The sequence below is a fragment of the Vibrio artabrorum genome (assembly GCF_024347295.1).
Taxonomy (GTDB): domain Bacteria; phylum Pseudomonadota; class Gammaproteobacteria; order Enterobacterales; family Vibrionaceae; genus Vibrio; species Vibrio artabrorum.
Genome location: NZ_AP025458.1, coordinates 1247176 through 1273032, shown reverse-complemented (window position 1 = coordinate 1273032; position 25857 = coordinate 1247176). Strand labels below are relative to the sequence as shown.

Annotated in this window: 21 protein-coding genes; 13 read left to right on the top strand and 8 right to left on the bottom strand. The window is 43.7% G+C overall.

What is annotated here, in order from left to right; genetic code table 11:
• Positions 1–33 precede the first annotated feature (33 nt).
• The 3 genes from hutU to OCU36_RS05865 all read left to right on the top strand — a co-directional run bounded on the left by hutU (position 34) and on the right by OCU36_RS05865 (position 4226).
• Positions 34–1728 carry a urocanate hydratase gene (hutU, locus tag OCU36_RS05875; protein ID WP_261839463.1) on the top strand — a complete coding sequence of 565 codons (1695 nt, stop codon included), beginning with the start codon at positions 34–36 and terminating at the stop codon, positions 1726–1728.
• Between the two features lie 14 nt (positions 1729–1742).
• Positions 1743–3275 carry a histidine ammonia-lyase gene (gene hutH, locus OCU36_RS05870; RefSeq protein ID WP_261839462.1) on the top strand — a complete coding sequence of 511 codons (1533 nt, stop codon included), beginning with the start codon at positions 1743–1745 and terminating at the stop codon, positions 3273–3275.
• 225 nt (positions 3276–3500) lie between these two features.
• On the top strand, positions 3501–4226 hold the full coding sequence (locus OCU36_RS05865; RefSeq protein ID WP_261839461.1) for a DUF3581 domain-containing protein: 726 nt from the start codon (positions 3501–3503) through the stop codon (positions 4224–4226).
• 119 nt (positions 4227–4345) lie between these two features.
• On the opposite strand, the gene OCU36_RS05860 is transcribed toward OCU36_RS05865, so the two are convergent.
• The gene (locus OCU36_RS05860; RefSeq protein ID WP_261839460.1) at positions 4346–4807 is read right to left on the bottom strand and encodes a methyltransferase family protein; all 462 of its coding nucleotides are present in this window, start codon (positions 4805–4807) and stop codon (positions 4346–4348) included.
• 66 nt (positions 4808–4873) lie between these two features.
• The gene (gene ydiJ, locus OCU36_RS05855; protein WP_261839459.1) at positions 4874–7909 is read right to left on the bottom strand and encodes a D-2-hydroxyglutarate dehydrogenase YdiJ; all 3036 of its coding nucleotides are present in this window, start codon (positions 7907–7909) and stop codon (positions 4874–4876) included.
• Between the two features lie 222 nt (positions 7910–8131).
• Between ydiJ and OCU36_RS05850 the strand changes: the two genes are divergently transcribed.
• The 6 genes from OCU36_RS05850 (at position 8132) to OCU36_RS05825 (ending at position 13308) form a co-directional block, all read left to right on the top strand.
• Complete coding sequence (locus tag OCU36_RS05850; RefSeq protein ID WP_261839458.1) at positions 8132–8815, top strand: DUF3334 family protein; 684 nt, start codon at positions 8132–8134, stop codon at positions 8813–8815.
• A gap of 197 nt (positions 8816–9012) precedes the next feature.
• On the top strand, positions 9013–9702 hold the full coding sequence (locus OCU36_RS05845; RefSeq protein ID WP_261839457.1) for a DUF2786 domain-containing protein: 690 nt from the start codon (positions 9013–9015) through the stop codon (positions 9700–9702).
• Positions 9703–9872: 170 nt separating this feature from the next.
• Positions 9873–10868, top strand: a complete 996-nt coding sequence (locus tag OCU36_RS05840) for a J domain-containing protein (RefSeq protein ID WP_261839692.1) — start codon at positions 9873–9875, stop codon at positions 10866–10868.
• A gap of 165 nt (positions 10869–11033) precedes the next feature.
• Entirely contained in the window at positions 11034–11222 is a 189-nt protein-coding gene (locus OCU36_RS05835) for a hypothetical protein (RefSeq protein WP_261839456.1), read from the top strand.
• Between the two features lie 324 nt (positions 11223–11546).
• Complete coding sequence (locus OCU36_RS05830) at positions 11547–11954, top strand: SulA-like leucine-rich domain-containing protein (protein WP_017055178.1); 408 nt, start codon at positions 11547–11549, stop codon at positions 11952–11954.
• Positions 11955–12204: 250 nt separating this feature from the next.
• The gene (locus tag OCU36_RS05825) at positions 12205–13308 is read left to right on the top strand and encodes a phosphoribosylaminoimidazolesuccinocarboxamide synthase (protein WP_261839455.1); all 1104 of its coding nucleotides are present in this window, start codon (positions 12205–12207) and stop codon (positions 13306–13308) included.
• A gap of 107 nt (positions 13309–13415) precedes the next feature.
• Here OCU36_RS05825 and OCU36_RS05820 read toward each other — a convergent pair whose 3' ends face one another.
• From OCU36_RS05820 to OCU36_RS05800, 5 genes are all read right to left on the bottom strand, one after another.
• The gene (locus OCU36_RS05820; protein WP_261839454.1) at positions 13416–13793 is read right to left on the bottom strand and encodes a transporter; all 378 of its coding nucleotides are present in this window, start codon (positions 13791–13793) and stop codon (positions 13416–13418) included.
• Positions 13794–14113: 320 nt separating this feature from the next.
• Positions 14114–15256: an amino acid permease gene (locus OCU36_RS05815; RefSeq protein ID WP_261839691.1), complete on the bottom strand. Its 1143-nt coding sequence runs from the start codon at positions 15254–15256 to the stop codon at positions 14114–14116.
• Between the two features lie 81 nt (positions 15257–15337).
• Positions 15338–15535 carry a hypothetical protein gene (locus tag OCU36_RS05810; protein WP_261839453.1) on the bottom strand — a complete coding sequence of 66 codons (198 nt, stop codon included), beginning with the start codon at positions 15533–15535 and terminating at the stop codon, positions 15338–15340.
• A gap of 396 nt (positions 15536–15931) precedes the next feature.
• On the bottom strand, positions 15932–16294 hold the full coding sequence (gene queD, locus OCU36_RS05805) for a 6-carboxytetrahydropterin synthase QueD (RefSeq protein ID WP_261839452.1): 363 nt from the start codon (positions 16292–16294) through the stop codon (positions 15932–15934).
• Between the two features lie 241 nt (positions 16295–16535).
• Complete coding sequence (locus tag OCU36_RS05800) at positions 16536–18026, bottom strand: SulP family inorganic anion transporter (RefSeq protein WP_261839451.1); 1491 nt, start codon at positions 18024–18026, stop codon at positions 16536–16538.
• 563 nt (positions 18027–18589) lie between these two features.
• Between OCU36_RS05800 and asnS the strand changes: the two genes are divergently transcribed.
• The 3 genes from asnS to OCU36_RS05785 all read left to right on the top strand — a co-directional run bounded on the left by asnS (position 18590) and on the right by OCU36_RS05785 (position 22530).
• Positions 18590–19990: an asparagine--tRNA ligase gene (gene asnS / locus OCU36_RS05795; protein WP_261839450.1), complete on the top strand. Its 1401-nt coding sequence runs from the start codon at positions 18590–18592 to the stop codon at positions 19988–19990.
• A gap of 471 nt (positions 19991–20461) precedes the next feature.
• Positions 20462–21958: an HD-GYP domain-containing protein gene (locus OCU36_RS05790; protein ID WP_261839449.1), complete on the top strand. Its 1497-nt coding sequence runs from the start codon at positions 20462–20464 to the stop codon at positions 21956–21958.
• Between the two features lie 272 nt (positions 21959–22230).
• Positions 22231–22530, top strand: a complete 300-nt coding sequence (locus OCU36_RS05785; protein ID WP_261839448.1) for a hypothetical protein — start codon at positions 22231–22233, stop codon at positions 22528–22530.
• Between the two features lie 228 nt (positions 22531–22758).
• Here the strand turns inward: OCU36_RS05785 and OCU36_RS05780 are convergent, their stop codons facing one another.
• Positions 22759–24270 (bottom strand): vWA domain-containing protein, encoded by a 1512-nt coding sequence (locus OCU36_RS05780; RefSeq protein WP_261839447.1) that lies wholly within the window; start codon positions 24268–24270, stop codon positions 22759–22761.
• A gap of 358 nt (positions 24271–24628) precedes the next feature.
• Here OCU36_RS05780 and OCU36_RS05775 point away from each other — a divergent pair, with 358 nt between their 5' ends.
• Positions 24629–25819, top strand: coding sequence for an amino acid aminotransferase (locus OCU36_RS05775; RefSeq protein WP_261839446.1), 1191 nt, complete (start codon positions 24629–24631; stop codon positions 25817–25819).
• Positions 25820–25857: the final 38 nt, after the last annotated feature.

Sequence of the window (25857 nt, the reverse complement as noted above, 5' to 3'; positions counted from 1 at the left end):
AACGATATAACGTGAAACAGAAGGAAATCTAAAATGGCGGAACAGCACAACAGTGACCCTCGTCTCGACACGACTCGTGAAATTCGCGCACCTCATGGTACCACTTTGCGCGCAAAATCTTGGTTAACCGAAGCACCACTGCGTATGTTAATGAACAACCTAGACCCTGATGTGGCTGAACACCCACATGCACTGGTTGTGTATGGCGGTATTGGTCGTGCAGCACGTGACTGGAAATGTTATGACAAGATTGTTGAAGTATTAGAGCGCTTAGAAGACGACCAAACGCTGCTTGTTCAATCAGGTAAACCGGTAGGCGTATTCCCAACTCATAAAAACGCGCCTCGCGTACTGATCGCCAACTCGAACCTTGTCCCACATTGGGCCAACTGGGAACACTTCAATGAGCTCGATAAAGAGGGCTTGATGATGTACGGCCAAATGACCGCAGGTAGCTGGATCTATATTGGCTCACAAGGTATCGTCCAAGGTACTTATGAGACATTTGTTGCGATTGCCAAGAAGCACTTCCAAGGTGAAGCGAACGGTAAGTGGGTTCTAACGGGCGGTCTTGGTGGCATGGGTGGTGCTCAACCTCTCGCGGCGACCATGGCTGGCTTCTCAATGATCGCCGTGGAATGTGATGAATCAAGAATCGACTATCGCTTGCGTACCGGCTATGTAGACCAAAAAGCCACCAGCTTAGATGAAGCAATGGCTATGATTAAAGAGTCAGCAACACCTATCTCTGTTGGCTTATTAGGTAACGCGGCAGACGTATTCCCTGAGTTAGTGGAACGAAATATCACACCGGATGTGGTGACTGACCAGACCTCTGCTCACGATCCTTTGAACGGCTACTTGCCGCAAGGCTGGACGATGGAGAAAGCCGCACAAGAACGCACCATTGATGAAGCAAAAGTCGTGAAAACCGCGAAACAATCGATGGCGATTCAAGTTCAAGCCATGCTAGACCTACAATATCGCGGCGCAGCAACGGTGGATTACGGTAATAACATTCGCCAAATGGCACTGGAAGAAGGTGTGGAAAACGCATTTGATTTCCCAGGTTTCGTACCTGCCTATATTCGTCCTTTATTCTGTGAAGGCATCGGGCCGTTCCGTTGGGCAGCCCTGTCGGGTGATCCAGAAGATATCTACAAAACAGACCAAAAAGTAAAAGAACTGATTCCAGACAACCCACATCTACATAACTGGCTAGATATGGCGCGTGAACGCATCCAGTTCCAAGGCCTACCCGCTCGTATCTGTTGGGTGGGTTTGAAAGACCGTGAACGCTTAGGCCAAGCATTCAATGAAATGGTCAAAAATGGCGAACTCAAAGCACCCGTTGTTATCGGTCGTGACCACCTAGATTCAGGTTCAGTTGCGAGCCCGAACCGTGAAACAGAAGGCATGATGGATGGCTCTGATGCAGTTTCAGATTGGCCTCTATTGAACGCCCTTCTGAACACAGCTGGCGGCGCAACTTGGGTTTCTCTGCACCACGGTGGCGGCGTTGGCATGGGCTTCTCACAACACTCGGGCATGGTGATTTGTTGTGACGGTAGTGAAGACGCTTCGCAACGTATTGCTCGCGTTCTTCACAATGACCCAGCAACCGGCGTAATGCGTCATGCAGATGCGGGTTACGATATTGCCAAGCAGTGTGCTAAAGAGCAGAAACTTGATTTACCTATGCTAAACGAAGAACTTCGTCGCCTTTAATGTCTGGAGAGAACATGTTGAACTTATTACTTAAACCAGGACTTCTTGGCCTATCTGAACTTCGTAAAATCAGCCGTAGCCCTGTGAACCTATCGCTGGATCCTGCTGCAATCCCTGATATTGAAGCGAGCATGCACGTTGTCGAGCAAGTGATTGCTGAAGATCGCACTGTGTATGGCATCAACACGGGTTTTGGCTTACTAGCAAACACCAAAATTGCGCCGGAAGATCTTGAAGTTCTACAAAAAAGTATCGTACTTTCTCACGCAGCGGGCATTGGAAAATTTATGTCTGATGAAACCGTGCGTTTGATGATGGTATTGAAGATTAACAGCTTGTCTCGCGGTTACTCAGGGATTCGCCTCAAGGTGATTAATGCTCTTATCGATCTGGTGAATGCACAGGTTTACCCATGTGTTCCACAAAAAGGATCCGTTGGTGCCTCTGGAGACCTTGCTCCCCTCGCCCACATGAGTACTGTTCTGCTCGGTGAAGGCCAAGCTCGCCATAACGGCAAGATCATCACGGGGTTAGAAGCGATGCAGATCGCAGGGTTGGAGCCTATTACGCTCGCACCTAAAGAAGGTTTGGCGCTGTTAAACGGCACACAAGCATCGACTGCCTTTGCATTAGAAGGTCTATTCGCAGCAGAAGACTTGTTTGCGTCTGCGACTGTGTGTGGTGCAATGTCTGTTGAAGCTGCACTCGGTAGTCGTCGCCCGTTTGACCCTCGAATTCATCGCGTTCGTGGTCATCGTGGTCAAATGGATGCTGCGCTGGCTTACCGTCATATGCTTGATCAAAAAAGTGAAATTGGTGAATCACACACTGGCTGTGAAAAGGTTCAAGACCCTTACTCGCTACGTTGCCAACCTCAAGTGATGGGGGCTTGTTTACAGCAGATTCGTAACTCAGCAGAGACTTTAACGATTGAAGCGAATGCTGTATCCGACAACCCGTTAGTTTTCGCTGACGATGGCGACATCATTTCAGGCGGTAACTTTCACGCAGAACCCGTCGCGATGGCCGCCGATAACCTTGCATTGGCGATTGCTGAGATCGGCAGCCTGTCTGAACGAAGAATGGCGCTGCTGATTGATAGCGCGCTAAGCAAACTTCCACCTTTCTTGGTCGATAACGGCGGCGTGAACTCCGGTTTCATGATTGCTCAAGTCACCTCGGCGGCACTGGCGAGTGAGAACAAAACCTTAGCTCACCCCGCATCAATCGACAGCCTTCCAACCTCGGCTAACCAAGAAGACCATGTCTCAATGGCCACCTTTGCGGCACGTAGGCTGAGATACATGGCTGAAAATACCCGTGGGATATTGGCAGTAGAATATTTGGCCGCGGCACAAGGGTTAGACTTCCGCGCTCCGCATCTATCTTCTCCTCGCGTGGAAGAAGCGAAACAGATTTTGCGTGAAAAAGTCAGCTTCTACGACAAAGACAGATATTTTGCACCGGATATTGAACAAGCAAATTTATTGCTCAAATTATCCGTTCATAATCACCTAATGCCAGAAGGCACTTTGTGTAGCTTTTAAAGCAAAAACATTGTAAACAACACCATTAAAGGGGTATATAAACAAGGGCTATCGATTAGCCCTTGTTGCATTGAGCCAAAGGCCATATCTCCCTTAAAATCGTCACATACCATCCAACGTATTTATCTAATTGACTGATATAAAAGCAAAGTTAACTGGATAGACCATTAGAACGAAGTTAGTTAGCTATAATCCTCAGCAGATTTGATCACCTATAGCGATACTATGTTTCTGACACCTTACTTTTCTACTGAAGACAATCAATTTCAATTCACTCGTGAACAAGCTAGCCACTTTGCTAAAAAAGTAGCCGCTGACTTCAATCCAATTCACGATGAAGACAATAAGCGCTTCTGCGTGCCTGGCGATCTTTTGTTTGCAGTGCTTTTACAAAAAGAAGGCATCAGCCAAAAAATGCGTTTTAATTTTTCTGGTATGGTGGGTAATGGTATTGCGCTAAGTGTTGACAACAAATGTGAAAAAGAAAGCTCACTGGTTGACGAGAAAGGCAAAGAGTACCTGCACATGTCTTGTGAAGGTGAGAAGAGCCACGACCAAGCGTTCATCGAGCACGTAGTAACCAACTACGTTAAGTTCTCTGGCATGAACTTCCCACACATCATGGTTCCTCTGATGGAAGAACAACAGATGATGATCAACTGCCAGCGTCCTCTTGTGATTTACGAGAGCATGGAAGTTGAATTTACTCGCCTAGACCTGTCTCATCCAGAAGTTGAATTCTCTGGTGCGACTTTTGATGTTGAAGGCAAGCGTGGCCTCGTTACCTTAAACTTTGAGTTTAAAGAAAACGGAGAAATCGTCGGTAAGGGCGTAAAGCGCATGGTCGCAAGTGGCCTTAAGCCATACGACCAAGCTTCTGTCGACGATTTAGTAAACCGCTTCAACGAGCGTAAAGAGATGTTTCTAGCTCAATTCGCAGCCGCCGCTTAATCAGCATCCTTATTTACACATCTCGATGTAAATAAGTCTAGAACAAGATCAATAAAGCCCAGCTTGATAATCTCAAGCTGGGCTTTTTTATTTCGGTTATTAAGCCACTCAAGCCTGCACTAAATCCAGCGTCTAACCTTTTGTTTATAATCAACATATTCTGCACCAAATAATTGCTCTAGAGCACGCTCTTCTGGCTTAATTTGGAACTGATTCATGTATATTACGAATACAAAACTGAGCAAAACACTGAATAGGTTTTGGAAGAAGTAGCCAAAGCAAAACAGTAAAATGAATAGCCCTAGATACATTGGATTTCGCGTGTAGCCAAAGATTCCACTGTCCACCACTGAAGAAGCGGTGTCAACTTTGATCGGATTAACGGTGGTTTTCTGCTTTCGAAACTCCCATATGCCTGATAACCCGATCACACCACTCAATACGATTCCGGCCCCCAGAACGATGATCTTATAGGGCCACAATATTACCCCTATAGTCAGGTAATGAGCACTGAAGTAAGAAGCGACTAATACCAGTATAAACAGAGCAACGGGTGGGGCTTTTAACTCTAGAAACTTCATATTTTCCCTTATTAACATTCCTTTGTTAGCTTAGAAAAAAGCCCAGCAATGGCTGGGCTAAATACATTAAAGAATAGCGGCTAACGCCTGTAAAGGGTGTGCAAGCTTTTCGCCTTCGAGGCGTTTCACTTGGCTACGACAAGAGTAACCTGTGACTAAGCAACGTTCTTTCGGTAAGTCTTGCATTTGAGGCTTCCAACTTAAGCCGTATATGTCTTTTGACATTTGCAACTTATCAACTTCGTGACCAAATGTGCCAGCCATACCACAACACCCGACAGGAACGCTGGTTAACGCCGCACCAAAGTGTTTAAAAATAGCCCCCCACTCTTTTTCAGCATTTGGCATTTTCGTCTTTTCAGTGCAGTGCGCGAACAAGTACCACATTTCGTTACTTGAAGAGCGCGCTTCGAACTCACCTAACAGTGGCAGTAACCACTCATGAACGGTAAGCACATCAAAGTCGCCCCGTTTTTTCTCTAAAATCTCGACATATTCATCGCGATAACAAAGTACAAGTGCAGGATCAACACCAACTAAAGGAATACCAATATCAGCCACCATCGACAAGAAATCAGACGTTGATTTTGCCTCTCGCGCAAAACGACTTAAGAAGCCTTTAATGTGCAGTGCTTTGCCATTGGGTTTAAACGGCAGCAACACTGGTGTTTTGCCAAGTTTCTCAGCCAAGGTCACAAAGTCTTCAACCACATCGGCATCATAGAAGCTTGTAAACGGATCTTGAACGATCAACACATGCTGTTTCTTCTGTTCAGAAGAGAGCCCTTCTAGATATTGTCGATCAAAAAGTTGTCGTTCTTTACTCGCCAGACGATTTGTTAGTGTCGGCACTGACATCAGCGGTGCATCGATATAACCCACCGTTTTGGCCGTAGTCGTCTGAATCCACTTTTGACCTAAAACAGCATTCACAACTTTGGGCGCCTTGGCCATCAAAGGCAGCATCATTTCAATATTTGCGACCAAATAATCCTTTACTGGGCGTTGATAACGTGAGTAATAGATGTTTAAGAACCGAGAACGGAAGCTTGGAACATCCACTTTGATTGGACATTGGCTCGCGCACGCTTTACACGCAAGACAACCATTCATCGCTTCATAAACTTCATGAGAAAAATCGTATTCATTGCGCTTATTCATTGTGTTACGAACACGATCAACCATCGTTTTAACTGGGGTGTTGTCCTTGAGCACTTCTTGCTCAAGATCGAGAATATCCACACCTTGCTCAGTCAGTTGACGTAACCATTCCCTTACCAAGCCCGCACGGCCTTTAGGTGAATGACGACGATCTGCCGTGACTTTCATCGACGGGCACATTGGCGAACTGGTATCGTAGTTGAAGCACAAGCCATTACCATTACATTCCATAGCCTGCTTGAAGCTATCACGAACTTGTACCGCGATCTGACGATCATAGAATCCACGCTTAGTATCCGTTACTTTTACCAATTCAGCGTCACTTTCTAATGGTGTACAAATCTTGCCTGGATTCATCTTATTGTGTGGATCAAATGCCGCTTTGATGCGCCTTAGCTCGGTATACAGTTCTTCACCAAAAAATTCTGGCCCGTATTCAGAACGAAAACCTTTACCGTGCTCACCCCACATCAAGCCACCGTATTTCGCTACTAACTTAACCACTTCATCGGAGACTTCGTGCATTAATGCTTCTTGCGTCGGGTCACACAGATCCAATGCTGGACGAACGTGTAACACACCAGCATCAACATGACCAAACATGCCGTAATTCAACGCTTTTGAATCGAGTAATTCTCTAAATTCAGAGATAAAGTCTGCCAAGTTTTCCGGTGGTACGCAGGTATCTTCCGCAAAAGCGACAGGCTTAGCTCGACCTTTTGCCGCCCCTAATAGACCCACCGCTTTTTTACGCATGTTGTAGATTCGACCAATACTGGCTAAATCACTGCACACTTGAAAGCCAATCACACCGCCTTCTTCACTCTCGACCATGGTTTCAAGTTGGGCTGTCAGTGCTTGAACGAGTTGCTCCACTTCCGCTTCATCTTGGCCTGCAAACTCAACCATATTGATGCCAAGCATCTCTTTGTTAGGAACGTCCGTCAGCAAGTCACTCACGGTATGCCAAACAATGTCTTGCTTAGCAAGGTTCAATACTCTTGAATCCACCGTTTCAACAGAGAGCGCGAGGGCGTCCACCATAAATGGCGCATGACGCAGCGCAGAGTCAAACGTATTGTACTTCACGTTGACCAGTGTGCGCGCTTTCGGAATCGGCGTGAGGTTGAGCTTTGCTTCCGTGATGAATGCTAAAGAACCTTCAGCGCCACATAAAACGCGAGTCAGATCAAAGCTGTCATCTTGTTCGTTGATTGCATTCTTTAGGTCATAGCCTGTTAGGAAGCGGTTCAGCGGAGGAAATTTATCTAAGATTTGAGCGCGCTTGTCTCGGCAAACCGCTTCCGTCACCGCAAGCGCATGATGAGCAAACTCACCCTCGGTCGGCAAGCCATTTGATAAGTCAGATTCTAAGCACGAACCGTCCACTAAAACCGCTTGTACCGACAAAACATGATCAGAGGTTTTACCGTACTTCAATGACCCCTGCCCTGAAGCATCGGTATTGATCATGCCACCTAAAGTGGCGCGGTTGCTGGTAGAGAGATCTGGAGAGAAAAAGTAACCGTACGGACGCACAGCGTCGTTCAATTGATCTTTAACGATGCCCGACTGAACTCTTACCCATCCCTCAACCTCATTGATCTCAAGAACTTGATTCATGTAACGCGATAGATCAACCACGATACCTTTCGTTAGGGATTGGCCATTAGTTCCAGTCCCACCACCGCGAGGGGAAAAAGTCACGCGTTCGTAGGCGGATTTAGCACCCACTTTGCCGATCAACACAACATCATGAGTTGTTTTTGGCAGAATGACAGCCTGCGGCAATTGCTGATAGACACTGTTATCAGTCGCAGCAGCCAAACGGCTAGAATATTGAGATTCAATGTCGCCAGTAAAGCCCGCCGTTTTTAGTTCATCTAAAAAGCGTACAACTACTGGATCGACATCAGCATTGAGTTGAAGTCTTGGTAACATTTGCGTCCTGCCCCTACTTCGCTGATCCAATCAGCATTGGGTTATCTGAAAATTTTTATGATTTTTTTTGAATTTGGTCACTTTACTACTATTAAGTTGATATAAAAAGGTGATCAAATCAGAATCTCGGTGCAACAATGGATAAATTGTCACTTTTGTCTTCAATAAATAGTAATATATTGAATAACATTTTGTTTAAGACACCTCCACGAGCACATCACAATGAAAAAGAACAAAACGGTCACCACTGAAGATATTCTTCTTAAGCTATGCCAATCAGTCTCAAGCGTACTCACTTCAGCGACGGCCTCTCAGGTGTCCTATTCAGCCATGGTTCAAAAAATAAACAAGACAAGTCTAAAGCCAGATTTTGGTTGCTTCGTCTTATTTGACGGCGGCTTCTCAGGCCTTGTCGTTATCAATTTTACGTCAAAGGCTGCACTAGAGATCTACACCAATTACATGCGTAATATGGGCATGCCAGAAAATGAACTTGCGGTACTTCATACTTCAGATGAAGTTGGCGATGTGCTAGGTGAGTTGATGAACCAACTGGTGGGTGATTTCACAAACAAGATTCGCAAGGAACTGCAAACCAATATTACGCAGAACCAACCGAAAATGCTCGCACTCAACAAACAAGTCAACCTTTCTGTTGATACCAACCTAGATCGCCCACAAGCTCGTCGTGTCACGTTCTCTACCCAAAATAACCACATTTTCTACTTAGAACTTGCTATGGATAAAACAGAATTCATCCAATTAGAAGAATTTGAAATTGCTGAGGACGAGAGTCCAGACAGCATTCTAGAAGCAACTCAGAGAAAAATGCAGCAAGCAAACCAACCAACTTATAATGCGGGTAATGATTCTGCCGCCGATCTACTCGATGAACTTGGGATCTAGTTTGCAAAAACGCTAGTGTTTCCCCATAGATCGTATCGTAAACGCCAATCATCCCCATGATGGCGTTTTTATTTGTCTCACCAAACTGCTTATTGTTTTCCCTCTCTCTTTTTTCATCAAGAGAGTTTTGGCTTTCTGTTACTGAAACATGTAAAATGTCGGACTTTTGAAAATTTGTGGTCATGATTAAGTCGCCGATGGATAAAAAAAAAGCCCTAAAGAAAATAGCTAAATGCCTTGAACTTGGTAACTCTGCAAACGTCAATGAAGCTGCTAATGCGATAAAAATGGCGCATAACTTGATGTTGAAATATGGTCTTGAAAAAGACGATATTGAATTTATCAAGATGGGGAAAACTCAGTCCAGCCACCTGTTACCTGCCAATATCAGTTCTACGTTGCTGCGTGTTATTCGCGGTATCAATACCAAGTTTGGCGTGGAAGCCGTATTACTGAACCACAAAGGCCTTAAGCGTGTTGAATTCATTGGTGAAGCTGATCGCGCTATTTTCGCAGCCTTTGCTTTCGATATTATTTATCGTGAGTTGAATGAACATACCGGTCAGTTCCGGAATAGTTTTGCAGGTTCAGGAACGGGATCGTTAGAGGTGACTCGCCGCGTAAATTCATTTGTATCAGGTTGGGTTGAAGGGGCACTTGAAAAACTGCCAACGATTACCCCTGACGATGAATCTAACAACAAGATCAATAATTACATTGATAAAGAGTTCAAAAATATCGATCGTGAAACTTTCAAACAGCAACTCAGAGAGGCGATGAAAAATCTCACCGCAGACTATGAAGTTGGCTTGAAAAAAGGGCGTAAGTTGTCGGTTAATCGCCCAGTAGCCGGAGCTCAAGCTGCAAAAAAAATCGCCAAATCGTAGTGCATGACGGTTTCATGTTTATTAGAAGCGACACAACTTAACATTCAGCACAATGTTTACGACTAATAAAATATCGACACAGGGCTTATCTCTTGCTTTTTACATTAGACACTCTGAAATCAGTACGTATTAGAACTCTATTTCTAATCGTCATCTTCTCGATAACACAAATGGCTTATGCCAACAGCGATGTTGAGTTGAAGCAGAGTGCTCAAAACCAAGATCCCGTTGCCCAGTATCAATTGGCCCAATCGTATGAATTGGGTACGGGTACCCCTAAAAATATGGATGATGCCATCTATTGGTATCAGCAATCAGCGGACAGTGGTCATTCAGATGCGCAATTTAAACTTGCCAAGTTGTACGCTGCAGGAACGGGGGTCGAACAAAATAACCAACTCGCATTGGAATGGTTTATTAAAGCGGCGCTACAAGGCAACAAACAAGCACCGTTAGAGGTCGCTAAAATCTACGAAGACTTGTCTAAAGAAAAACACTTCCCCCAACTTCAACCATTAGATTTAGCACTGCTGTGGTACGAAGTGGCCGTAAAAAACAATCCTGCTGCCGAAGAGGGTTACAACCGTGTTCTGGAAGCACAATTCAACCAACAACGGGCAAAGCAAATTTCTTCGATAGAGCAGCTCAATGACAACGTTAATGCTGAAGCCAACACCAATCAACCCAGTACCATCCCGATCATTCAATCCTCTAGAGAGCAAGTAGCACGTTCTAACCTAACGCATTCAGATTATCTGATTAGCGCAGCATTAGCCGTGTTAATTGCCATTATCAGTATCATTTCGACTCTCGTTGTCTCGAGAAAAAGATACGCTCTAGAGCCGAGGGATACACTACAGCAACAACAATCGCTTAAAGCACAACTTAACTCGAAGGACCTTACGATTAAGCAGCAAAAACGACAACTGCACACTATGTTCCACGAATTAAAGAAGCAGAAAAACAGTCAAGGTCTGAGTCATTTACAGGTAGCCTGCGCGCTATTTGGGTACACACCCAGTTCAATTCCCGACCAAAAAAGCATCAAGTTTCGATACAAACAGCTATCTAAAATATATCACCCAGATGGTCACGGATGTGACGAAGAAATGAAACGTTTGAACAATGCGCTAAAAACCATCTTACAAAATGTTACCCAATTGTAAATAAGCACGTAACTTCATTTTCTAAGCCCACAAAGATACCGATTTTATTACTTCGGCAATCGATCCCCCTCTCAAAAACGGGTAACAAACTATTAACTAATCGGGATGACTTATGTCATAATTTGCACCGAAAATACACCTGACATATACAGGTGAGGAGAAAATATGTTCGCAGTAGAAGGCGTTTGTGATTGGTGCAAAAAGCCAAGCCTAGTAAAAAAGCACGATTACTTAGATGGTAAGTGGCATCATGCATGTAAAGAGTGCAATGATATTGCAACCATTGATGTTCGCCAATTCAACATTGGTGAAATGGAAATGAGAGCAAAACTGTCCCAAGCGACATTGAGATAGGCAATACCGTTGAAATATAAGAAAGCGCTTAAGGCGCTTTTTTTGTGCCTCTGATTTTAGAGCTTCTCCCTTCTATGCAGGTGTACACAGTACTTACCTATCAAAAACCCTGTAAACACCTGTATAAAGCTCACATTTTTTTCAACTTATGAGACAAAACAGCAAATTCATTCAAATTTAATTTACCTAATAATTTCAATAATTTAATTGTTTTTCATCCATAATCTCAGACGAAATCGTCCAATAATCCCGCAAAAAACGCTTGATCTTATAAGCAACTAAAACTACTGTATACGCATACAGCATGTATATAAGGACAGCAAAATGATTCAAGCACACGTTAAAGCACAACACTCTAGCCCGCTAGTTCACTGCGCATTTACATCAGTTTCTCGTAAAAGCAAAAATTCAAACGAGGAAGCGTTGTTTGCAAGAATGGCGTTGCTGTCCAATCAACATCAATGGTTACTGTTTACGGCTCAAACACCAAGACCATCGGCTAAGCAGCTTAAGCAACATAATGTTTGCTGCGACCGCGTTATTCATATGAAAGCCTCTCATCAAATGACTGAGGTAGAGACTGTCGAGAAAGCAATCCGCTCTAAGAATGCGAGTGCGATTGTTGCAAGTGCATCGATTGATCAGTTCAGTCAACAGTACCTAAGAACATTAGGGTTACGCTTTCAATGTGAAGTCTTCTTTATGGATGCAAATTCAGAGCGTATTCACTAAGCCATATTGCTTAACAATTTAGCGAACAAACACAGCTCCAAAACACAGTCCAAATATACTGCCTTCCCCTGCCCTACAATTCGCCAATTTTTTAGCGGATTGTTAGGCGGGGGTTTTTATTTAAACAACAGATTTAGCAATCGTTTGCTTTTTCTCTGGAAGCAAAGAGTAGATTGGGTATAATGCCCGTCTAATCATGTGCACACCGCACTTCTCTGTATGACGTTTGATAAAAGATAGGAATGTCTAAATGAGCCTTGCTGATCAAGTTCTTGCCGTAAATGATGACCTACCAATCCGTACTGATAAACCTGTCCACAGTGGCAAGGTTCGTTCGGTCTACTGGTTAACTGAAGAAGATAGCCAACGACTAATTAAAGAGAAAGGCTACGATGTAGCACCAGATGCGCCTTTAGCAATCATGGTGATCAGTGACCGTATCTCTGCATTTGATTGTATCTGGCGTGGTGAAGGAAATCTTAAAGGTGTTCCAGGTAAGGGAGCGGCTCTGAATGCTATCTCTAACCATTGGTTCAAATTGTTTAAAGACAACGGACTTGCTGACAGTCATATTCTTGATATCCCTCACCCGTTCGTATGGATTGTACAAAAAGCTCGCCCAGTCATGATCGAAGCGATTTGTCGTCAATACATCACTGGTTCAATGTGGCGTGCATACGCAAACGGCGAACGTGAATTCTGTGGTATCGAGATGCCTGAAGGCCTTGAGAAAGACAAGAAGTTGCCTGAGCTACTGATCACGCCTTCAACAAAAGGGATTCTGAAAGGTATTCCTGGCGTTCCAGAAGCTGACGATGTGAACATCACACGTAACAACATCGAAGATAACTTCGCAGCATTCAACTTTACTCAAGCAAGCGACATCGCGCATTACGAAAAACTTCTTAAAGAAGGCTTCAACGTCATCAGCCAAGCGCTAGCAAAAGTAGACCAAACCTTTGTTGATACCAAATTTGAGTTTGGCTACGTCAACGATGCTCAAGGCAAAGAAAAGCTTATCTACATGGATGAAGTCGGTACGCCAGATTCATCTCGCATTTGGGATACTCAGGAATACAACAACGGCAACATCATTGAGAATTCAAAAGAAGGCTTCCGTCAGTTCTTGCTTAACTACTTCCCTGATGCTGATATTCTATTGAACAAAGAGCGTATGCCAGAGCGTGAAGCATTAGCTCGAGATAATGAACTCCCTCTGGATTCATTAATGTCTCTGTCGCGGACTTACCTTGATATTGCCGCGAAAATCACAGGAGCAGAGATCATACTAAGCGAGAATCCTAAGCAAGAGATCATCGATGTACTGCGTTCTGACTACGGACTAATCGATTAATCACGACCTGACTGTGAAATACACCTAAATACCAAAAAGGGCCTCTATATTGAGGCCCTTTCTATAGGTACATTTTCATCTTCTTTGAGCTAAGCAATACTGAGAGATTACAGCTTAATAGTAAACTCTTCCCCTGTATTACCTGCAATGACGAGATGACTGCGTGATTCGATATACGCTATCTGCTCTTCTTCAAGAGAGTATGGCATAACCACTTTGAGTTCATTGATACCTTCGAGCTTAGCAAGTTTAAGCAAAGTGACAATATTTGACTCATCACTTTTACGCGTAGACATCGATTTCAACGCCATCTGCCATAAGCGATCTTCAGGAGTGGCAAGCTCTTTAATGCTATCTCTCCAGACAGTACTGAATATTGGCGCAATAGTGGTCAAAGCTTCCAAAAAAGTCCATTTTTTACTGCATGAGGCGCCAAGAAATGTTGTGTAATCAAACTCTACTCGCGTCTCTTCCTGTTTATCCATGATGTCCCCCGACATTTTGGCAACGCAATATACTTAATATCCACCAACTCTTTCGTTATAGCAATAGGATATAGAAGAATGGTCTTTTATGACCTTTTGATTTGTTGAAATGGCATATAAAAACCAAGCGTTTAACATAATATGCACTGAAAAATCATATCTGCATCCATTGGATAATATTTTAGAGATAAAACTAATCTATCTATACTTTCTAGACCGTAGCCATCGCTAGGTAACCAAATGAAAAGGAACATCACTGTGTTCCTTTCTATCGATATATCAATATTGCCGCTCTATTGCTTGCCCTAGTTCTCGCTCGATTAAATCACTTGCGAGATTAGCAAAAAACAACCAAACAGCAACGAGAATAACATCATTGTTCTGCCACCTTCGGCTTGGTATCTATCGTCAGAGATTTTCATAAAACGCTGCTTATGAACCATCACTAAAGGAATAAACACAGCTAAGAATACCAAGATGATGCCTGCGTAGTTCAGCACTTGTAAAAATTTATCTGCAGCAAGCAATGACCCCACCAGAGGCAAGATAAAACTAACGCAATAAGTGACCGCTGTGTTTTGGTTAAACATGTCTTTATTCTGGTTGAACAGCGCCATCGCTACACCAAAGAAAGAGGTCAACAAGGCTAAACCTGTAAAAGTAGAGAGGATGTTACCCACCCAAGGGGACTGAGCCTCGAACGCTGCCATCAAATCTGAGACATTCTTAAAGCTTCTAAATTGCGCTTCACTCAGGTTACCAACCACAGCAAATAGCCAGCATAGATAACACACTAATGGGATCAAAGAACCGACGATCACCATATTACGTAGCTGTCTATCTGTTGCCTCGTGATTGTAAGAAACCAAGGTAGGAATCACCACCATAAAGCCAAAACTGGTGAACAAAATTGCACTGGTTTTGATGAGGCTAACATGGTCATGACTGGTGACCTGCATCAGGTTCTCTTGAGTCATGCTTGGTGCCAAAAACGCCATGGTGGCAAACAAGCTGGCTAGCATAATAAAAAACAATACGCGGTTCAGTTTATCAATCACCCCCGTACCACTCGCAACGACAGCACCCGCCAGTACGGTAAACACGATTTGGCTGGTGGTCGCGGTAATCTCAACGCCAAAGTTAGACAGTAACTTACTCAGCAAGTCACCTGCCCCCAGAATGTAAGCCATTAATAGGCAAATCAATAACGCGTATAGCAAACCGTTGGTAAGCAACTGACCTTTTTTACCCAAGGTTTTTCGGGCAATCGAGTTTAATCCTAGACCGCCACCCGCTTTGATGGTTGCTTCTAGAAGTAGTAAGGCTGCGTAAGTCGTACCGAAGCAGATCAGTACCATCAACAGTGTGCCGTAAAGCAATCCGAATTGAGCTAATACCATTGGGATCGCAAGCATACCAGCACCGAGAGCGGTACCAGCGATAATTAGGGAGCTACCCATCATTTTAATATTCATTGTCTTTAACTTATTTGTTTCGTTTTTATAGGTGTGAATCTTCGTCCATCGCGAGGATGGTAAAGGAAGTCAGATAGCAATAAAGTTATAAAACGAATAACAATAGGAGCGATAAACGGTAAAGAAGCGTGCAGAGGCGAAGTCGAACAGGGCGTTCAAAGGAGAGCTTGTCTTAAAAGAGGTAAAACGAGAAGCGTAAGTGAGCGTAAACTGATGTGGCGAACCTTCCGTAGGTTCGATAATCGGTGATGTAATCTTGAATTTCATGTATGTGTCCAATAAGTCACATTCCATAGCATTTGAAACAGCGTATCCGTTGCTGTCCTACCTCTATCATAGAGGTCTTTTCATCTTATCGAATGAGCCTAGAAACACAACGCTATAAGCGCAATTTTTGCTTTTAAATTAAACAAAATAGCCTTTTGGATACAAATTGACCACCAACCGGGAGGAAACAACATTTATTACGAATAAAATATTCGTCCCATAAAAACACTCACCTATTAGCACAAGTTTTGTCTACATAACCCCGAGAGCAGATATACAGGTACAAAAAAAGCGCTCTTACTAAGCGCCCTTTCGTTTCATTGTACCTTGAAAGCTATAATCTTGAAGACTCTAGCATTCAAGATTCTGTCGTCTCAAAATGACAACATTAGAACCTTATTCACCGCGGTAAATACAACCAGCGGTACAGGTTTCTTTAATCTCAACTTTGCTTAAAAGCGGCAAGTCTGGTTTTAGCTCGTTCCAGATCCATTTAGCCAAGACTTCACTCGTTGGATTCTCTAAGCCTTTAATGTCGTTCAAGTAGTAGTGATCGAGACGGTCGTAAATGGGTTTGAATACAGCTTTGATTTCAGAAAAGTCGACTATCCAGCCTGTATGTGGATCGACTTCGCCTTCTACGTATAAACGAACAAGAAAAGAGTGACCATGCAAACGACCGCACTTGTGCCCCTCAGGAACGTGTGGAAGATAGTGGGCAGCTTCAAACATAAACTCTTTGTATAACTCAGATCTCATTGTGTTTCTCAGGCTAAAAAATGACAGGCAATTTTACGTAAAACCACTGCACACTACAAGTTCTATCACGACCATGCGCCCTTTTAGCAACAACGATTCGGCGTAAGATCAACCATTCCCTTCTGTCAAAACTAGGTGCAGTTCAATACAGAAACCTCACCCACAAAAAAGCGCTCTATCATGAGCGCTTTAAGTTCTTAGCCTGTTAATTTAGGATTGTAATCCCTATATAAACCATAGCTTAGTGTGTAATCGAAACCGCGGTTAAGTCTTGGTGCTTATGATACATTGCATGTTTCAATATGAGATTCTCACTCACAGTATCCATTCCTGAAACCTTAACCTCAGCGCCTTTTTTACGGAACTTAAATACGACCTTATCAAGTGCCTCTACCGAGGTATTATCTAGGAACGAAGCATCAGAAATGTCGATAGTCACCAGAGGTGTCGCATTGTCATAATCGAACAAGTCGACAAAAGCATCAGAAGAAGCAAAGAATACGTGACCTTTCACTCGGTGAGTGGTGTGTCGTTCGTTGGTTACCACCTCATCTGAGATGAAGACCATCGATTTGCTAGCATGAGCATAGAACAGAGCCGATAACACCACACCAACTGCAACACCTATCGCGAGATTGTGGGTAAACACAACAACTGCCACGGTCGCGAGCATGGTTACGTTTGTAGGGAGGGTATGATCTTTGAGTTCAACAATGGAGCGCCATGAGAATGTACCGATTGAAACCATGATCATCACAGACACGAGAGCCGCCATCGGTATCAGCTTCAACCAATCAGAGACAAACACTACCATTAATAACAAACCAACCCCTGCAATCATGCTGGATAATCGAGTTAAGCCGCCTGATTTGATGTTAATGATCGACTGACCAATCATCGCACAACCCGCCATGCCACCAAAAAAGGAAGCCACGATATTTGCAACGCCCTGCCCTTTACACTCATTGTTTTTATTACTTTCAGTATCTGTCAGGTCATCCACTATTGTCGCTGTCATCAATGATTCCAATAAACCAACAAGAGATAGAGCAATAGAATATGGAAGAATGGTCGAGAGCGTATCAAAGGTCAATGGAATGTTTGGAATCAAGAACACAGGCAGTGAATCGGGAAGTTTGCCCATATCACCAATCGTTCTGACATCTAAACCAAATAATAGGCTGATGATTGTCAGGACAACAATCGCCACTAAAGGAGAAGGTATTGCACGACCAAACTTCGGAAAATAGGGAAGCAGATAGATGATCGCTAAACCCAAAGCAACTAACACGTAAACGCTCGAAGGAACGTTGATCAATTCAGGAAGTTGGGCCATGAAAATTAAGATGGCGAGTGCGTTAACAAATCCAGTAATCACCGATTTGGAAACAAAGTTCATCAGGTTGCCAAGTTTAAGATACCCAGCCGCGATTTGAATGACACCAGCAAGAAATGACGCAGCGAGTAGATATTCTAACCCGTGTTCTCTCACTAAGGTCACCATTAACAACGCCATAGCGCCAGTTGCACCGGAAATCATTCCTGGGCGACTGCCAACCAAAGCGGTCACGACACAAATACAGAAAGAGGCATAGAGTCCTACCTTAGGGTCGACGCCTGCAATAATTGAAAATGCGATAGCTTCAGGAATTAACGCGAGTGCTACCACAATCCCAGATAATAAATCTCCTTTAACGTTTGATAACCAGTGTTTTTTTAAATAATTTAGCATGTAATTCTCTTTTACTTGTACAGCCAGTCCTGCCTTGTTCAGACATAATTTGATCGACTGTTTTTCTTTAATGAGCGAGAGCTCGAAAAATGCGGGTGTAGAGAGGATGCAGGGGTTAAGGCGGCGTAATTAACACGTAGATATTAAACTCCTATTGTTGCTTTAATGGGTAGTTAAAAAGGTGATCAAGCCCAATGTGACTTAAGCCGCGCCAATATAGAGTGAGTCTCAATACAATGACACTATCATTATCAAAAACAAAGATTCCACAAATACACCTCCCATTCAATCATTACCCTAAAGAAAACATAAAGGCGGACGTGATGTTAAGATCGAACAAAAAACACCCCCTAAAACGTATTTCTCGTCAGTAGACACAATATTTCTGTCACCAAGCAAGAATAAAGGTTGAAGCTGTCGATATGACAGGTAATATGTTCCATCGATTTAAAAAGTTTATACAACTCAATGTTTCGACTAATTATTGTGCAAATATCTGTTTATTTGCAATTGTGCTAGAGACATTGAGTTGAATTTGTCCCTCAATGGAGAATGTAATCAACATGACTTACGCGCCTGTAACAGACGTACTTGGCGGCAAGCTAGCGGTAGACAGTGAAGTCACTGTTCGCGGCTGGATCCGTTCACGTCGTGATTCCAAAGCTGGAATCTCTTTCCTTGCCATTTATGACGGCTCTTGTTTCGACCCGATTCAGGCCGTGGTTCCTAATAATCTTAATAATTACGAAAATGAAGTATTAAAGCTAACGACTGGCTGCTCCGTTGAAGTAACAGGCAAGATTGTTGAGTCTCCTGCGAAAGGTCAAGACTTCGAACTCGCAGTAACTGACGTTAAAGTTGTCGGTTGGGTTGAAGACGCTGACACTTACCCAATGGCTAAGACACGTCATTCTATCGAATACCTTCGTGAAGTGGCTCACCTACGCCCACGTACAAACGTGATTGGCGCAGTAGCACGTGTACGTAACTGTCTATCTCAAGCGATTCACCGTTTCTACCACGAGCAAGGCTTCTTCTGGACTTCGGCTCCACTTATTACTGCATCGGATGCAGAAGGCGCTGGTGAAATGTTCCGTGTTTCAACACTAGACATGGAAAACCTACCACGCACTGAAAAAGGCGACGTAGACTTCAACGAAGATTTCTTCGGTAAAGAGACATTCCTAACCGTATCTGGGCAACTTAATGCGGAAGCTTACGCTTGTGCACTAAGCAAAGTTTACACGTTCGGTCCTACGTTCCGTGCTGAAAACTCAAACACAAGCCGCCACCTCGCGGAGTTTTGGATGGTTGAGCCTGAAGTTGCGTTTGCTGATCTTAACGACGTAGCAAAACTGGCTGAAGACATGCTTAAGTACGTTTTCGCTGCGGTTCTTGAAGAGCGCCGCGACGACCTTGAGTTCTTCGCTTCTCGTATCGACAAACAAGCAATTACTCGTCTAGAGCAATTCGTTAACGCTGATTTCGCACAAGTTGACTACACTGACGCAATCCAAATCCTACTAGACTCTGGTAAGAAATTTGAATTCGACGTTGAGTGGGGCATCGACATGTCTTCTGAGCATGAGCGTTACCTAGCGGAAGAGCACTTTAAAGCACCGGTTATCGTTAAGAACTACCCGAAAGACATCAAAGCTTTCTACATGCGCTTAAACGACGACGGCAAAACCGTTGCAGCAATGGATGTACTTGCACCAGGCATTGGTGAAATCATCGGTGGTGCACAACGTGAAGAGCGTCTAGACATTCTAGACGAGCGTATGATTGCTATGGGTATCGACCCTGAGCACATGAGCTGGTACCGCGACCTACGTAAATACGGTACAGTGCCACACGCTGGTTTCGGTCTTGGTTTCGAGCGTCTCGTCTCTTATGTAACAGGTATGGGCAACGTTCGTGACGTGATTCCATTCCCACGTACGCCACGCTCTGCAAACTTCTAATTCGAATACCCATTCGATATTAAAAGTTCAGAACAAATAAAAACCTCCGCTATTGCGGAGGTTTTTTTGTTTAGGGACAACGAAGCAACGATATGCCACCAGTAAAAACGAGTCCTTCAGAGGTGAGTCGTGATGTGGGTTGCTCACCTCTTTATAGTGCGCGCAAAGATTGCCACCTTCATTTTAGACATCGCGATCTCTCAATAAATTAGAGCTCGTGTTAGGCGCACAGTTACAAGATTAAACACGGTGTCAGTGTGTACCCTCTCGACACATTCTGCGTCTGTCAATGTTATAACTTACATCAGCAACCATTGTTTCTATCCGTATGATTACCTAGAATTTCAATAAATACATGAAATATTTCACACATAAGTTTGTAAGCTTTGCTAAGTTTATACTTATGGAGATAGCCAAGTTTACTTCACGCTTCAATAATTTGACTTAATCCAATAAGCATGCGAGACAACAATGAAAAAAGTAGAAGCAGACCAGTTAAGTTATAAAGGCTTATCGATGGATACTTCAAATTACAATCAATCGCTAACGACTAAATTATACGTCATCGCGGGCGTGCTGTTTGCCACATACGGGAGTCGGGTATGCCCTATGCTCGAGAGCTTAACAGCGTTAGAGACTTTCACACAAGTCAGTATTGTATTTGTCTTATTATGGCTCACACGTCGTTATCTATTGGCGCAACATGCCTTAGTCGAGCAAGGTCGATTCGCGCAACTCGATACCTTGCTATTTTTTGCTGCAAGTGTCCCTTTCGCTCTCTACTATAACTTAATCTACGAATTCACCATCGTTAGTAATATGAAGGTGCTGTTTGGTATGAGCCTATTCGGCTTCTTTACCGGAGCCATTCTCCAATTGAACGCCAAACTCAGACAAATGGATAGAATGGAAATGACGGGACAATTTGACTTCCAACTGTCTGGTGAAAGAAGTTCGTTGGTTAAGCAAATGATTAGTTTAGTCGTCATACTTTTGGTAACACTGACGACAATGTTGACGATGATTGCCGTAAAAGACACCTTTTGGCTAGAGCACAACCCTGATCGCTTCTTAGATGGCACAGGCAAGATGAGCGTGATCAAAGAGCTTATTTATTTGGCAATAGTGCTGGGTGGATATGCAATAACCATCATGACGCTTTGGAGCCAGCTGATTAAGCGTATTCTCCTAAGTCAAGAGCACGCATTAAGTAAAGTCACCAATGGCGAGCAAGGGGTTCGCTTACCTATTTTCTTCTACAACGAGCTTGGTTCAATGGCATCTATGACCAACACCATGCTTGATTACCTTGAAATTACGCAAAACGAAGTCAAAACCACACGTGACGTTGCAATTGTAAGCTTATGTGCCCTTGCTGAGTCTCGAGACAATGAAACAGGCGCACATATTTTAAGAACTCAAGAATACGTAAAGGTACTCGCAGAAGAGCTCAGCAAGTCAAAAACACACTCAAGCTTATTAACACCAAACTACATCGAGCTGCTCTACAAATCTGCGCCTTTGCACGATGTAGGCAAAGTGGGAATTCCTGATCACATTTTATTGAAGCCGGGCAAATTGACGGACGAAGAGTTTGAAATAATGAAAAGTCACCCTGCGATTGGTGCTGAAGCGTTGTCTATTGCTGAAAAGCAGTTAGGGAGTAGCTCTTTCTTAAGCGTCGCAAAAGAGATATCTCTGACTCACCATGAGAAATGGAATGGTAGCGGTTATCCTAATCAGTTGTCTGGTGAAGATATTCCTCTGTCCGGCCGCTTGATGGCACTTGCCGACGTATACGACGCCTTGATCTCTAAACGAGTCTATAAAGAAGCCTTTAGCCATGAGAAAGCGCGAGCCATCATCTTAGAAGGAAAAGGACACCATTTTGACCCAACCGTCGTCGACGCGTTCTTAACTGTTGAAGAAAAATTTGTTTCGATTGCGGCAACTTATCAAGATGGGTAATAGACTAAAAGTGGCGCTCGCGTTAGGCGCACAGTTACAAGATTAAACACGGTGTCAGTGTGTACCCTCTCGACACATTCTGCGTCTGTCAATGTTATAACTTACATCAACAACAATTATTGCTATCCATATAATTACCTAGAATTTCAATAAATATGTGAAATACTTCACGGATAACTTTGTAAGCTTTGCTAAGTTTGTACTTAAAGCGAGAGTCAAGTTTGCTCCACGCTTCAATAATTTGACGTAATCCCAAAACATGTGAGACAACAATGAAAAAAGTAGAAGCAGACCAGTTAAGTTACAAAGGAGAGTCAAACGGTGTTCACAGTTGGACAACACCGAGTGGCCAGCCATATTACTGGCACCCAGATTGGCTCCACATTGCTGAAGATGCGACAGGCTCACATCCAAAGCAAAAACTCGATGTCGATCAAGATCAGGCACCAACAGAAAAACACGCGGTGTCTGCTATTCTGAAACACATTAACCAGTGGGCCGTTGACAAACTAGCCTCACACCCTGAAATTGAAACAGGCTCGATTGAAGCTGAAATCAATCTAAAAAAGTAACGGGGTAAAGCAGACAGTGAACTGAATCACTCGCGATTCTGCCCCAGAACATAGACTGAATAGCCTCGACCGTGGCTATTCAAGTATCTTCATAAAATACTGCAATACCCCCTGCCCCAACCTAGCGAACAGACCTCTAAAACAAACCCGTTTTATGCACGACGTAGGCAAGGCAAGGTGGGCAATAGACCAAAAGTGGCGCTTCTAGCGCCACTTTTATTTAATAATCTATAGAGCTATTGTTCTAATCACTGTTTCGCCATTAAGGTCTAACGTCAATTTAATAACATCACCCGCTTGAAGTGGAATACCCAAGTAAGCGACATAAGAAAACTTCACTGAAGTTTGCAGAGATGAATAAATCCCAGCAATATTTATCGCATCAGTCAACTCAAAGAACGCACCGCCGGTTTCTTCAGCAATAACTGACAAATCGGCAATATTCGCACCACTACCAACCGAAATAGCATTCACAGGAATCGAGTTTTGTAATGCCGCAGCAACAACGCCATCACGGTCCGTAAATGAACTGTTTCCATCAGTCATTACGAATATGCGTTTGAGCGTATTGCTTCTGGCTGAAGCTAATGCAACAGAATCATTAATAGCGCCCTCTAATTGCGTACCACCACTCCACCTATAGTTCTCATTTAGAGAAGATACAGGATCAGTACGATCGGCGTGTTTTTCATCGTACCGACTAAAATCATTCCATAGCGGCGAGAACGCGTTATACATATCTACAGAAAAATGTAAGTTCGCTTTACTCGTAACGAAGCCAGAATCGGAGTAATTATAGGTAACATTGGTACTGTCACTGTCAGTCATTGAGTAGTTTGCCAAAAGTGTGTTATCAATCAACTCTACGTTGTGATCAAAAGGTACAACGGCAACCTCGTCTGCGTCTGCTTTTTCAGTGATAAATTGATGTGCTGCCGATGCTGTTAACTGAAGTAACGTTACAGGATTACCATCCCCATCAATAATTGCGACCGGTGGATCAACGCTTTCATCAAATTCATTGGCAAACATAGAACCACTCGCATCCAATGCGAGAACATTTGAAGTGGACACAGCAAGTTGTTCAGAAGTGTTTAACGATAAAAAATTAGCCGGTAAACCATTAATTTCTAACAAGAAAGAATCTTTAGACAACTGAATGACCGCATTATTGGTTACAGAGTCTGTAATGGAGAAAATAAACTCACTGCCTCCAGCCTTTTGCATCGCACTGATGACATAAGTTGCATTGGAAGGAATAGTCGAAGCTACAACACTTGTATTTGGAGTCGTCCCTGATTGCTGGAAGTTTGCGGCATTCGCTTTCAGCGCCTTATAACCATCGGCTGTCGCTGCAATGACATACCCTTCGGTGTCAGCGCTATCAACAGGAACTTCGATGACAAAAGACCCACAGCGATCTGTTGTCGTTGTATCACCAACCTGACCACTAACAGAATCTTCAATAGCAACGATCGCACTCGACATTGGTCGGTAACCAGCCGGTACATTAGGGCATTCAGCACTGTAACTTGATATGTTTAGCTTTCTGTTAAGGGCCCTTGCACTTCTAATCTCTGTAGATTCAGGCACAAGTAACGTACCCGCAAAAGTGGTGGTGTCAACCGTGGTGTCATCGGTACTTGATGACTCCGTTGATATCGTCTCATCATCACTCCAACACCCTACGATCAGTGCTGTTGATACCAGTAATGTCCCTATCCTCAATTTAAAGTTCATCCTCTACTCCTTGATTAATATACTCATAGCCAAATTCATTGCTTGTGCATTCTTCAGTTAAGTACAATTTGGTCAGAAAACCATTTCGGAACCCACATCACATGATTGACCACCCCATATATAATCAGTTGCATATCATTTTTGTGACTCACTTAACATTACATACTCAACAAATTTGCGTTGTCATTCCAAGGCCCCTAGACAACGAAACTTAAATTTTTTTCTCTTTCAGCCATCTACTCAGAAATATCTGTCATTTATCTAAATTTACTCTCCATTTACAGTTGTACCGAGCCACGTTGAAAGGTATAAAAGAGGGAATTCAATATTCCCCTCCCAATTGACATGGATGAAAATTATGTTTGAAAAAGTGTTAGCGGCTCCCGCCGACCCTATCCTCGGCCTTACTGAAGAGTTTAAAAATGACTCTCGCTCAGAGAAGATCAACCTTGGTGTTGGCATCTATAAAAATGAAGATGGCCAAACACCTATACTTAAAACAGTAAAGAAAGCAGAAGCTGCACTTCTTGAAAACGAAAAAACCAAATCTTACCTAACCATTGAAGGTACCGCTGAATACGCTCTAGCGGTTCAGAAACTTCTTTTCGGTTCAGACGCAGAGATCGTTACGTCTCAACGCGCAAAAACAGCACAAGCACCAGGTGGTACAGGAGCACTTCGCGTAGCGGGTGAATTCATCAAACGCCAACTGGGCGACGTAAAAATCTGGATCAGTAATCCAACTTGGGCTAACCACAATGGCGTTTTCGCTGCGGCGGGCATCGAGACGGCTCAATACAGCTACTACAACGCTGAAACCAAAGACAAAGACTTCGCAGGTATGGTGGCTGACCTAGAGAAAGCTTCTGAAGGCGATATCGTGCTACTTCACGGCTGCTGCCACAACCCAACAGGTATCGACCCAACTGCCGATGAATGGGAAGTGTTAGCGAAGTTGGTTGCTGAGAAAAAACTGCTTCCTCTATTCGATTTTGCTTACCAAGGTTTTGCAAAAGGCGTTGAAGAAGACGCAGCTGGCTTGCGCGTTTTTGCTCAGTACAACAAAGAGATCCTTGTTGCTAGCTCATTCTCTAAGAACTTTGGCTTGTACAACGAGCGTGTGGGTGCATTCACTCTGGTTGCAGAATCTGCAGACGTAGCAACGACAGCATTCTCTCAAGTTAAGAGCATCATCCGCTCTATCTACTCTAACCCACCAGCGCACGGCAGTGCTGTCGTAACTCACATCCTTGGTGATGCGGATCTACGTGCTGAATGGGAAGCTGAAGTCGCAGAAATGCGCGACCGTATCCAAGAGATGCGAGAACTGTTCGTAATAACACTGAAATCAGAAGGTGTTGATGCAGACTTCACCTTCATCGAACGTCAAAACGGCATGTTCTCTTTCTCTGGCCTAAGCAAAGAGCAAGTCACTCGCCTGAAAGACGAATTCGCTATCTACATTGTTGGTTCTGGCCGCATCAGCGTAGCTGGCATGACTAAGTCAAACATGGGTCCTCTATGTAAAGGTATCGCAGCGGTTCTTTAATCGTAAAGCGCAGCCTGTACTTGCAGACCGATAGAAAT

What these genes read in the sequence shown, in the direction of transcription:
- hutU (WP_261839463.1), top strand. Translation starts at nt 34, where the DNA reads ATGGCGGAACAGCACAACAGTGACCCTCGTCTCGACACGACTCGTGAA.
- hutH (WP_261839462.1), top strand. Translation starts at nt 1,743, where the DNA reads ATGTTGAACTTATTACTTAAACCAGGACTTCTTGGCCTATCTGAACTT.
- OCU36_RS05865 (WP_261839461.1), top strand. Translation starts at nt 3,501, where the DNA reads ATGTTTCTGACACCTTACTTTTCTACTGAAGACAATCAATTTCAATTC.
- OCU36_RS05860 (WP_261839460.1), bottom strand. Translation starts at nt 4,807, where the DNA reads ATGAAGTTTCTAGAGTTAAAAGCCCCACCCGTTGCTCTGTTTATACTG.
- ydiJ (WP_261839459.1), bottom strand. Translation starts at nt 7,909, where the DNA reads ATGTTACCAAGACTTCAACTCAATGCTGATGTCGATCCAGTAGTTGTA.
- OCU36_RS05850 (WP_261839458.1), top strand. Translation starts at nt 8,132, where the DNA reads ATGAAAAAGAACAAAACGGTCACCACTGAAGATATTCTTCTTAAGCTA.
- OCU36_RS05845 (WP_261839457.1), top strand. Translation starts at nt 9,013, where the DNA reads ATGGATAAAAAAAAAGCCCTAAAGAAAATAGCTAAATGCCTTGAACTT.
- OCU36_RS05840 (WP_261839692.1), top strand. Translation starts at nt 9,873, where the DNA reads ATGGCTTATGCCAACAGCGATGTTGAGTTGAAGCAGAGTGCTCAAAAC.
- OCU36_RS05835 (WP_261839456.1), top strand. Translation starts at nt 11,034, where the DNA reads ATGTTCGCAGTAGAAGGCGTTTGTGATTGGTGCAAAAAGCCAAGCCTA.
- OCU36_RS05830 (WP_017055178.1), top strand. Translation starts at nt 11,547, where the DNA reads ATGATTCAAGCACACGTTAAAGCACAACACTCTAGCCCGCTAGTTCAC.
- OCU36_RS05825 (WP_261839455.1), top strand. Translation starts at nt 12,205, where the DNA reads ATGAGCCTTGCTGATCAAGTTCTTGCCGTAAATGATGACCTACCAATC.
- OCU36_RS05820 (WP_261839454.1), bottom strand. Translation starts at nt 13,793, where the DNA reads ATGGATAAACAGGAAGAGACGCGAGTAGAGTTTGATTACACAACATTT.
- OCU36_RS05815 (WP_261839691.1), bottom strand. Translation starts at nt 15,256, where the DNA reads ATGATGGGTAGCTCCCTAATTATCGCTGGTACCGCTCTCGGTGCTGGT.
- OCU36_RS05810 (WP_261839453.1), bottom strand. Translation starts at nt 15,535, where the DNA reads ATGAAATTCAAGATTACATCACCGATTATCGAACCTACGGAAGGTTCG.
- queD (WP_261839452.1), bottom strand. Translation starts at nt 16,294, where the DNA reads ATGAGATCTGAGTTATACAAAGAGTTTATGTTTGAAGCTGCCCACTAT.
- OCU36_RS05800 (WP_261839451.1), bottom strand. Translation starts at nt 18,026, where the DNA reads ATGCTAAATTATTTAAAAAAACACTGGTTATCAAACGTTAAAGGAGAT.
- asnS (WP_261839450.1), top strand. Translation starts at nt 18,590, where the DNA reads ATGACTTACGCGCCTGTAACAGACGTACTTGGCGGCAAGCTAGCGGTA.
- OCU36_RS05790 (WP_261839449.1), top strand. Translation starts at nt 20,462, where the DNA reads ATGAAAAAAGTAGAAGCAGACCAGTTAAGTTATAAAGGCTTATCGATG.
- OCU36_RS05785 (WP_261839448.1), top strand. Translation starts at nt 22,231, where the DNA reads ATGAAAAAAGTAGAAGCAGACCAGTTAAGTTACAAAGGAGAGTCAAAC.
- OCU36_RS05780 (WP_261839447.1), bottom strand. Translation starts at nt 24,270, where the DNA reads ATGAACTTTAAATTGAGGATAGGGACATTACTGGTATCAACAGCACTG.
- OCU36_RS05775 (WP_261839446.1), top strand. Translation starts at nt 24,629, where the DNA reads ATGTTTGAAAAAGTGTTAGCGGCTCCCGCCGACCCTATCCTCGGCCTT.